Origin of the sequence: Vibrio sp. V19_P1S1T109, assembly GCF_002241375.1 — a bacterium.
Lineage (GTDB): Bacteria > Pseudomonadota > Gammaproteobacteria > Enterobacterales > Vibrionaceae > Vibrio > Vibrio anguillarum.
On sequence record NZ_NDIM01000206.1, the window covers coordinates 1 to 10286 of the forward strand.

Genomic DNA, 10286 nt, shown 5'->3' on the forward strand with positions numbered 1-10286 from the left:
GTATAGCAAAGCTGATCCCATTTCACAATTGAGCTTTAATGAATATGATTACCTTAAAGTGATTCAAAGCTCTTCTTTGCCACTGCGCTTAACTGATTTAGCTAATGAGATGGAAGTGAGTAAACCATCGGTATCAAATATGGTTAAAAGGCTTAAAAATAAAGGGTTAGTTCAGACGGCACAATGCCAAGATGATGCGCGTTCTTACCGAGTTTCTCTCACCGATACTGCGCGTGAGCATTTAGCGGATGAAGCGAAAGTGTACGCTGTTGTCGCAGAGCAAGTGACTAAGCATCTCTCGGAAGAAGAAGCACTGTGTTTTAATATGTTGTTATCCAAAGTATTACTTTAATTTACTTATATAGTTAGCTTTGCTAACTATGGTGTCTGTTATGAAAAATTCAATTTACCGCCAATTTTGGCGCTATACCATTCCGACCGTGGCAGCTATGTTAGTCAATGGCTTGTATCAAGTGGTGGATGGTATTTTTATTGGTCATTATGTTGGTGCTGAGGGATTGGCGGGCATTAACGTTGCGTGGCCTATTATTGGCTTTATTTTAGGGCTTGGCATGTTGGTGGGCGTAGGAACTGGTGCTCTGGCTTCGATCAAGCAAGGTGAAGGGAACATGGCGGCAGCCAAGCAAGTGCTTGCTACTGGCCTATTGTTGCTTGTGATGCTAGCTCCCGTGGTGGCGACAATTCTATGGTTTCTTGCGGACGATTTCATTGCGTGGCAAGGCGTTGAAGGACGAGTCTACCAACTTGGCTTGCAATATTTGCAAGTATTAGTGATCGCTTGTGTCTTTACGCTTGGCTCTATTGCGATGCCTTTCTTGTTACGAAACGACGACAGCCCTAATTTAGCCACATTGCTGATGGTGAGTGGTGCGATAATCAATATTCTCTTTGATTATCTGTTTATTGCCGTTTTACATTGGGAACTTACTGGTGCCGCCATAGCAACGGCACTCGCACAATTGAGTGTGACGGTATTAGGCATAGGCTATTTCTTTTCGAAACGTGCCAAGTTGCAGCTGTCACTCTCGGTGATGAGGGTGCAATGGTCGTTGTTACCTAAGATTGTTGCGATTGGTACTTCAAGCTTTTTTATGTATGCCTACGGTTCGATGATGGTGGCGGTGCACAACAGCCTATTTGCTCACTATGGCAGCGCGGTACTTGTTGGGGCATACGCGATATTAGGCTATATCGTCACGGTTTATTACTTAACGGCAGAGGGCATCGCGAATGGTATGCAGCCGTTAGTTAGCTTCAATTATGGTGCCAAAAACTATCTTCATATTAGAAAACTGCTCAAAATTGCAATGAGCATTGCCGTGCTTGGCGGGCTGGGTTTTGTGGTGCTGCTGAACTTGTTTTCCACTCAGGTTGTTGCGGTCTTCAATTCAACTGACCCGCAATTGATGGCAAGCGCTGTACTGGGCTTAAAACTGCATATGTTCGCGCTGTTTTTGGATGGGTTTTTAGTTGTCGCCGCCGCCTTTTATCAAGCGACTAATCGCGGCAGTAAGGCGATGTTTGTCACCATTGGTAATATGGCGATCCAACTACCGTTCTTGTATTTGTTACCTAAGTTATATGGCGTGACTGGTGTGTGGATTGCCTTCCCCATTTCCAATATTGCGTTAAGTTTGGTGGTGGGTTTGATGTTGTGGCGAGATTTGCGTGCACTACCTTGTGATAACGCGAAGCAAACCGTGTTCGCTTAACAAGAGCCTCCCCCTTTTCTCTAGGGGGAGGCTACGCTCAGCTTTGTTGAATCGCTAGGCCCGGTAATTGGTGCCAATAGCCGTTACATTGGTGATTGGTTAAAGGGGAGGGATGTTCTCCTTTTTCATTGGCCTTGAACTGCGACAGATGTTCGAATGTCTCAAGACCTAGTGGGCTTAAACGAACGACATCGACCAATCCCGCCATACTTGGCAAATCATTAGCAAGGTTATAGCAATAGCCCGACTGGGTTTGGATACCGTTGAGGTTAAATACCGCTTGGCCTTCTTGGCTGTGAACCTGAATTCCGGTTGGATACTTGATACAGCAAGTCTCACATTCATCCTTCGCGCGGTTTTCAGCCCGTGCGGTAAAGCAGCGTGCGGAGTAAGCCAGTGGCAGGTATCCGTGGCTAAAAACTTCTACTTCAAACTGGTTTTTGATACCAAGCTCATCACATTGTTGCAATACATTGATTAGCCAATCACGGGAGAGTTCAACAGGCATGCACCAACGGATCATCCCTTGCTTTAGGAACAGTTGCAGTGTGCGCGCGTTGTAAGCATTCACGGCGGGCCCAACCACAAAAGGAAGGCGTTTTTCACTGGCGAGTTGAATCGCCGAAACGTCATTGGCTTCAATCGCAAAATCGCCATTCTCAATATACTTTTTCATCACATTGATTTCGCTCGGCGCTTCCAGTAGCGCCATGGTTGAGATCACAACCTGTTTACCCGCTTGTGAAAGCGCTTTGGCGATCTCAAACCAGTGTTGTGGTTTTATCTCACGTCGCTTGGAGCAGACCGATTCACCCAAATAGATCACATCAGCAGGGCTATTGATTGCCTGTTGATAAAAACTTTCTACCTCTTGTTTAGGCCAGAAATAGAGTAAAGGACCCAGCGCATATTTCATTCTCTTCTCCATTCTCTTATTGCCATTGGCGATGGTACGCGCCGAGTGTCGTTTGCGTGCCTTCAGATACGTTGGCTAAGGCGGTGTTCCAAGCCGTTTCTACTTGGTAGGCTTGTGGATTTGCTTGGTAGCGATCAATCGCTGCGCGCCATGTTTTCGTCACTTGCTCCACATATGCAGGGCTACGTTGGCGACCTTCAATTTTGACGGAAGCAACGTTGGCTGCAAACAGTTCTGGTAATAGTGATAACGTATTTAAACTGGTTGGTTCTTCCAGTGCGTGGTAGCGTTTAGGTTGCCCATCGATCTGCGCTTCAAAACGACCTTTGCACAAGGTTGGGTAGCCTGCATTTTCTCCGGCTGCGTATTTATCAATCAAAATTTCGTTTAAGCGAGATTCCAAACCTGAGTCCGTTTCTTGCCAGCGGACATACTTCGCGGGCGAACAGGCTCCGACAGTATTGGGTGATTCTCCCGTCATATAGGAAGAGAGATAACAGCGCCCTTCAGACATAATACATAAGCTGCCAAAGGCAAATACTTCAAGCTCGACGTCACTCATCATATTACGTGAGAGCTGTTTGACTTGATGGATTGATAGCACTCGCGGTAACACCACTCGCTTAATATTGAAATTCTGCTTATAAAACTCGATAGCGGCGACGTTGGTGGCGGAGGCTTGTACAGAAAGATGCAGTTCCAGATCTGGATATCGGTTAGCGGCATAATCCAATACCGCGATATCGGCGATGATCAACGCATCCACGCCTAAACTGGCGGCATTATCGACGGCGTGAGTCCAACGCTCGAAGCCATTAGGGTGGGCGAAGGTATTTAACGCGACATGAATTTTTTTATGGTGATCATGAACATATTGCACCGCTTTATCTAACTTCTTACCTGCGAAATTAAGGCCAGCAAAGTGGCGAGCATTGGTATCATCTTTGAAGCCGATATAAACCGCATCTGCACCACAATCGATCGCTGTTTTTAGAGCAGGCAGGTTACCTGCAGGACATAAAAGTTCCATTGATCCGTACGATATCTAAGGGAAAGTAGTGGTATTTTATGAAGCATTATGAATAGCAAATTTGATGTAAGGCAGGTTTGGGGCGAATAAACGAGATTTACTTATTTGGGATTAGAACGATGACGACGATTTTGAACGAATAACTCTTCTACTTCCTGCCTCGGTTGTGGCCGATAAAAATGGAAGCCTTGAATTGAGTTACAGTTGAGATTAGAGAGCAGTGTGGCTTGTTGTTGAGTTTCCACACCTTCGGCAACGACCGTTAAGTTGAGTGATTTTCCTAAATTGATGATGTTTTCAATGACGGTGATTTGTTTAGGAAGCGTATCGATATCCGTTATAAAAGCGCGGTCAATTTTAAGTTCATCAATCGGGAAGCGAGCGAGGTAAGAGAGCGAGGAATACCCCGTACCAAAGTCGTCAATGGACAGAGAAAAGCCCAGTTTTTTGATCGCGTTCAACATTTGCAAGGTGTGTTCGCTGTCGCTCATGACGGCACTTTCGGTCAGTTCAAATGTGATGCAGTTTGGATCAAGCTCCGTGGTGCGAAGCAGTTTTTCCATATAATCAATCAACTTCGGGTTACAAAACTGTTCGGGCGATAAATTGATCGCCACGCGACCTGGTAAAATGCCTTGCAGCTTCCAGCGTTTTACGGTCGAGAAGACATCACGCATCACCACTCGGCCTAAATGTTCAATCAGCCCAGCTTTTTCCGCGACAGGGATAAAAGCGCCGGGGTTGATATACCCTTCCACAGGGTGTTTCCAGCGCACCAAAGCTTCCGCACCATTGATGCTGAAGTCGCGAGCATTTACTTTCGGTTGATACCACACTTCAAGGCCATTTTGTTGCAGCGCTTTTTGCAGTTCAATTTCAAGCCATAAGCGCATGCGCGCTTCTTTGTTCATTTGATCGTTGAACTTAATCAGACGGTTTCTACCACGATCTTTTGCTTCATACATCGCCGTATCGGCGTTTTGCAACAATACGCGTGCATCGCTACCGTCACCAGGGTAGGCGACACTACCTATGGAGCAGGCTAAGCGTTTACTGAAATGGTGCAGATCAAACGGTTGGTTAATCAAAGAAATGATGCGTTCAGCCAACATTTCAGCGGCGCGACTATTTTCAGGATCAGGCAGTATTAGTCCAAATTCATCGCCGCCAAGGTGGCCCACAATCGCTTGTTGCGGTAGTAAACGTTTCAGCCGTGCTGAGACCTCTTTAATGACTTTATCGCCAATATGATGGCCTAAAGAGTCATTGATGTTTTTGAAGTTATCAATGTCTAAATAGAGCATCACAAGGGGTGTTTCATTTTGAATGAACTGTTCTAAACGTTTAGTGAAACCAAAACGGTTATACAAGTTAGTCAGCGAGTCAATGTGGATATCGGCATGCATAGTCGAAGACAACTGCTTAGGTGCATCTTCTGCATCTTGAATCAAAATCAGTTGTGAGCTGTTGCCCAGCACGACGGTGGCTCCAGCGTGCAGTTGAACTTTACGTTCAAAGCCACACTTTGGCCCAGTGAGGCAGACCAATGGTGCCCCTGCGAGTAATAAACTAAGTGGAGAGCTGAATACGGTTTTACTTTTTTCATCGACAAACAAGCGCGATAACTCTTCACCAAGAAGCTCTGAGGTATTTTCAAAACCGAGTAAACGAGCCGATGCGGGGTTAGCAGAGATAATGCAGTCGTCATCGACCAGCAACAATCCATCGGGAAGCAAGCTAGTCAAGGTTGAAAACTTATTTTCCGACTCTTCTAATGAGCGAATGAGGATCTGTTTTTCGGAGGTGTCGATCGCGTGAAACACAATATTTTCGACTTTTTTATCACCCATGATAGGTGATAAAGAGAAATGCAAACTCGTTTCTAAATCGATCTCGTGAAGAGTCAGTTCGGTCTCAAGCGTTTCTCCTTGAAATGCCCGTTCATAATAAGGTTTGAGATGGCGGTAGAAATGCTCACCCAGAATTTGTGAGTCATTCATTCCAACCAATTCGGTTGTGCTCAGCCCTGCAATATCACAATAACGTTCATTGACCATCACATAGTTATGTTGGTCGTTCAAGATGGCAAAAAAGAACGGACTGTTCGACGTGATTTTTGCAAACCAATGTTGTAAATGTTGCGAAGGCATCAAGCTACTACCACTCTCCAGAGCACTTATATTCATGAGGATGTTACAACGTAAGTAACACATTAACTATAACTTTGATTACTAAGCTAGAAAAGGTTCTCAAACAATGTACGTTTTTTGATGCATCACAGGAATTTGCACCCCCACATCCATTATGATTAGGTACTATTGCATTACAAAGTAACGGATAACGCTCGTGATTCACAAGATTCGTACTCAACTAGTTCAAAACGCCGCTTCAATTTTGCGATCCCCAGTCCACTTCTTACCGCAAGTTGTACAAAAAAAAGCCTTGCTAGAAGGGTTGAAAACTATATTTCATGAGGCTTTGCAAGAAGGTGACTTTGAATTTCTTGATGGGAAATGGTTAAAGGTTTCAATTCGCGATTTGAATTTGAATTGGTATATCAGCTATCAAGCGGAACAACTTGTTGTGTCTGATAAGACGGAAGTGGAAGATGTCAGCTTTAGCGGTAACCTAAATGATATGGTGTTGATTGCTGGTCGAAAAGAAGATCCTGATACGCTGTTCTTTCAACGTCGACTCTCCATTGAAGGGGATACCGAACTGGGGTTAGAGGTGAAGAACCTGATGGACAGTGTTGACCTAGAGCTTTTACCAAAACCGTTCCAGATGTTAATAAATCAGCTAGCAGATTTTGTGCATAAGGGCGTACAATCGCCAGTGACACAAAATGAGGTAATGAATGCTTATTCGAACTGAAGCGCCAGCGGATATCTTAGCGATTGACCGCTTATTAAAATCAGCCTTTGAGACAGATGCTGAAGCTAATTTGGTTATGACATTAAGGGAAAACAGCCATTTGACGCTCTCTTTAGTGGCCTGTGATGATGACGGCGAAGTCGTTGGTCATGTGATGTTTAGCCCAGTCTTACTCAATAGTGAAGACTTAAATTGGCAAGGGCTTGCACCGTTAGCCGTGAAAAAAGAGTGGCGAAATCAAGGTGTCGCCGCCTCGTTGGTAAAAGAGGGGTTAATCTGTTTGGCTGAGTTCGATTATCCAGCTTGTGTGGTTTTGGGTGACCCGGATTATTATCAACGCTTTGGCTTTAAAGAGGCGGCGAAATCTGATTTTCGTTGTCGTTGGGATGTTCCAGTTGGCGCGTTTCAGATCGTTGCATTAGTCGACGGCGAATTGAGCGGGCGAGCGGGTTTAATTGAGTATTGCCCAGAGTTCAACGATCTTTAATCACCGTATTTCTATTCTTAACAGGGAGCCCAGAGCTCCCTGTTTACTTTTATGCCCTTCTCATTTGAAGCTACCGTGGTATTGGCTACGTTCGCTCACCCCAATCACATCGTTTATCTAGGCTCATAGGGATGAATTCACTTGCCACCTACCTGCAACTTCAAGTTGTTTGGGCATAGCTCTTGAGTCATTGGATGATTAACGGTTTCTGTCTTGGCGCTGATTTGTTAGGATTGCGATGTTCAATGAGGTCATAAACAGATGTCACATCACGAAAATCAATATTTACAAGAAATGGGCATCCAGCGTTGGGAGCTTATCCATCCACAGCGGCTGGCTGGCTATCAACCTGATCCGGTGACGCTGCCGAGCACGTGCCGATTATTACTCGTTTCCCCCCAATACCCGCAACAAGGTGCTCTATTGCTGTTTTCAAGAGTATTGAAGAGTATGGGGCTCGAAATCAGTCAGGCGTGTCATCTTGAGCCTCATTCTCTTAGCCAACTAACAGGCTCCAGCATTGAATGGGTGTGGTTTTCAGGCTGTGAAAAGAAAGAAAGCCCGTTGGCCCAGAAAGTGTTAACGTCACCGCCGCTAGTTGAGATAGATGGCAATACCGAGCTGCGCCGGGCGTTGTGGCAGCAAATTTGTTCTTATGAGTCATAAAACCATGAATATTGATGTTGTGCCTTTATCACTTCCTTATCTTGATGCTATTTGGTCTATTGAGCAGCAAGCTCACAGTTACCCTTGGGCTGAATCACTCGTACGCGACTTGGCGAGTCGTGGTGCATGCCACCATGCTATGTTGGTTGATGGCAAAGTTGTCGGTTATTTCTATGCACAGAATATTGTTGGAGAGGTGACCTTGTTGAATATCGCTGTCGATCCGCAGCAGCAAGGTAAGGGTTACGGAAAATTGTTGATGGAGTTTTTCTTAACTTACTGTGAAAAAGCGCAAGCTGAAAGTGCGTGGCTTGAAGTTCGCGAAAGTAACATCCGCGCTTATAGCTTGTACGAATCGCTGGGTTTTAATGAGCTCGATCGTCGAGTGAACTACTATCCCACTCCGAAAGGATCAGAAGATGCGATCATCATGAGCTACTATTTTTTGTAGCTTATTTTCCATCAGCAGATCGTTTGCAAACTCAGGTTTTTTCATGGTCAGGCGTCTCGGAACTATTTCTGGTGCGCCTTATCTTTTTGATGTTCATTGAGTTGATAGCATGGGCTTGCAAAACGCTTGACGACTTCCTTAGCGGTTAACGGCTTATCAAATAAGTAACCTTGGAACTGATCACAACCCAATTGTTTGAGAGTTTCGAGTTCTTGGCACTCTTCCACACCTTCGGCTATTACCTCCAAATTTAAACGTTTCGCAATCATAATAATCGTATCCACAATTGCTTGGTCACTCTCATCTAGATGCAATTGAGTGACAAAAGAACGATCGATTTTGAGCACATCCACCGATAAAAGTTTGAGGTAACGCAGTGATGAATAACCAGTGCCAAAATCATCAATCGAGATGCTCAGCTTACTTTTTTTAAGTTGCACCATTTTTTGAATCGCACTTTCTACATTTTCCAGTAATAGCCCTTCAGTAATCTCCAATTCAAGATGTTCACCAGTAATACCTGCTTGTTGCATTGCATGGTTAATGTGTTCAACAAAAGAATCTTGAGAAAACTGCAACGGACTGATGTTGATGGCTAAACGGCGAAAATGGGGCGGTAATACTCCTTGGCGCTTCCAAGCGGCGTATTGATAGCACGCTTGCTCTAATATCCAGTTTCCAATCGGAATAATTTGCCCCGTTTCTTCTGCGATGGTCATAAACACACCCGGTGGCAATACACCTTTGGTTGGGTGGTTCCAGCGGATCAAGGCTTCCACACCGACAATATTGTGCCGATCATCGACTTGAGGTTGGTAATAGAGTTCTAACTGTTGGGTATTGAGGGCTTCATGGAGGCCTTTTTCAATTTCCAGAAACGATTCGACTTGAGCCTGCATTTCTGGCTCATAAAACATGTATTTATTGCGTCCATTCGCTTTTGCGCGGTAAAGCGCTGTATCGGCTTGTCTAAGGACATCGATATTGGTTTTGCCCACTGACGGAAAAATCGAGATACCAATACTCACAGTGCAATAAAGCTGGTGGTCATCAATCGAGTAAGGGTTGGAAATCAGAGCCAGAAGCTGCTGAGCTACCTTCTCTGCTTGTTGGCGAGAGAGATGAGGAATCAACACCGCAAACTCATCGCCACCGATGCGTGCGGCGGTGTAATCGTGTTTAAGCCAGCCATCCATACGCATGGCGATAGCTTTGATTAAATGATCCCCCGTTGTGTGTCCAAGTGAATCATTGATCGTTTTGAAACGGTCGAGATCAAGGTAAAACAACACACCAGAAGTGTGGGTGCGAATACTGTTATCAATCGCATCAGTGAGCAGTTGCAGCAGCAAGCTGCGATTAGCAAGGCCAGTTAACGTGTCGTAGTAGGCTAATTGGTTAAGTTTAGCATCCGCGAGCTCTCGCTCTTTCCATAAAGTATAGAAAGTACCGGCTAACTCACTGAGCTCATTTTTTTGCTGTTGTAGTGGCGGCTGTGTTGGGCGTTGATTGTTTTGCAATGAACGAACCCACGAAATTAACGTGGTGATGGGTTTTGACAGCTTGTAGTAAAAAAAGACTAAAAGGATCGAAGTCAGCAACACATTTCGAAAGAGATCAAACAGCAATACTCGTGTGGTTTTTGCAATAAATTCTTTGGCAATGGAAGAGCCGTTGACGGAAAAACTTAAGCTACCTACCACCACACTCGAATTGGGTTGATGTAAGTCAGTTTTAAAGATGGGTATTTCAGGTGTCAGATAATTCGATAAGAGCCGAATAAAAGCAGTCTGCGCTGGAATCTCTCTGCTTTTTTTTGCCAGTGTGTCGCCAAAATCATCAATAATTTCAACGTGATAAATGGCATTGTCAACCATTAGGCTAGAGACGACTTGATTGGCTAATAAGTTATTGAGGTGATAAGCAGCCTGGCTGGCATTTGAATAATTTTGCAGCAGTTTAAAACGGTAGTGATCTTCAATGCGAGCTTGCTCATGGTGCAGGTCGAGCAAAGTATGATACAAACTAAAGCCTATCCCAAGGATCACCGAGACTAGGAACACTGTTTTGGCTTGTTTAAATGCCAGAGAATTTCTTTGTTTGGTTATCAGCATAATACTCGCTTATTC

10 protein-coding genes are annotated in these 10286 nt (G+C 44.7%); 6 read left to right on the top strand and 4 right to left on the bottom strand.

The genetic code is table 11. The annotated features are described in order from the left end of the window. On the top strand, nucleotides 1-352 hold a 352-nt coding region (locus B9J87_RS09775; protein WP_141201564.1), incomplete at its 5' end, for a MarR family winged helix-turn-helix transcriptional regulator. Between the two features lie 40 nt (nucleotides 353-392). After that, nucleotides 393-1733, top strand: a complete 1341-nt coding sequence (locus B9J87_RS09780) for an MATE family efflux transporter (RefSeq protein ID WP_141201565.1) — start codon at nucleotides 393-395, stop codon at nucleotides 1731-1733. A gap of 37 nt (nucleotides 1734-1770) precedes the next feature. Here the strand turns inward: B9J87_RS09780 and B9J87_RS09785 are convergent, their stop codons facing one another. The 3 genes from B9J87_RS09785 to B9J87_RS09795 form a co-directional block, all read right to left on the bottom strand. After that, on the bottom strand, nucleotides 1771-2649 hold the full coding sequence (locus tag B9J87_RS09785) for a U32 family peptidase (RefSeq protein WP_026028086.1): 879 nt from the start codon (nucleotides 2647-2649) through the stop codon (nucleotides 1771-1773). 16 nt (nucleotides 2650-2665) lie between these two features. After that, nucleotides 2666-3679: a ubiquinone anaerobic biosynthesis protein UbiU gene (gene ubiU, locus B9J87_RS09790; protein WP_010318915.1), complete on the bottom strand. Its 1014-nt coding sequence runs from the start codon at nucleotides 3677-3679 to the stop codon at nucleotides 2666-2668. Between the two features lie 101 nt (nucleotides 3680-3780). After that, nucleotides 3781-5829 carry a bifunctional diguanylate cyclase/phosphodiesterase gene (locus B9J87_RS09795; protein ID WP_094150464.1) on the bottom strand — a complete coding sequence of 683 codons (2049 nt, stop codon included), beginning with the start codon at nucleotides 5827-5829 and terminating at the stop codon, nucleotides 3781-3783. A 196-nt stretch (nucleotides 5830-6025) separates the two neighbouring features. On the opposite strand from B9J87_RS09795, the gene ubiT reads away from it, so the two are divergent. The 4 genes from ubiT to rimI all read left to right on the top strand — a co-directional run bounded on the left by ubiT (nucleotide 6026) and on the right by rimI (nucleotide 8157). After that, a complete protein-coding gene (gene ubiT / locus B9J87_RS09800) occupies nucleotides 6026-6553 on the top strand; it encodes a ubiquinone anaerobic biosynthesis accessory factor UbiT (RefSeq protein WP_010318913.1) in 528 nt (175 codons plus the stop codon). Further along, nucleotides 6537-7040, top strand: a complete 504-nt coding sequence (locus B9J87_RS09805; protein ID WP_094150466.1) for a GNAT family N-acetyltransferase — start codon at nucleotides 6537-6539, stop codon at nucleotides 7038-7040. The genes ubiT and B9J87_RS09805 overlap by 17 nt, the downstream gene beginning before the upstream one ends. 261 nt (nucleotides 7041-7301) lie before the next feature. Continuing rightward, complete coding sequence (locus tag B9J87_RS09810) at nucleotides 7302-7706, top strand: DNA polymerase III subunit psi (RefSeq protein ID WP_019282741.1); 405 nt, start codon at nucleotides 7302-7304, stop codon at nucleotides 7704-7706. A gap of 4 nt (nucleotides 7707-7710) precedes the next feature. Then, nucleotides 7711-8157, top strand: coding sequence for a ribosomal protein S18-alanine N-acetyltransferase (gene rimI / locus B9J87_RS09815; protein WP_013857606.1), 447 nt, complete (start codon nucleotides 7711-7713; stop codon nucleotides 8155-8157). Between the two features lie 62 nt (nucleotides 8158-8219). Here rimI and B9J87_RS09820 read toward each other — a convergent pair whose 3' ends face one another. Then, nucleotides 8220-10271, bottom strand: a complete 2052-nt coding sequence (locus B9J87_RS09820; RefSeq protein WP_094150487.1) for a putative bifunctional diguanylate cyclase/phosphodiesterase — start codon at nucleotides 10269-10271, stop codon at nucleotides 8220-8222. Between the last annotated feature and the right edge of the window lie 15 nt (nucleotides 10272-10286).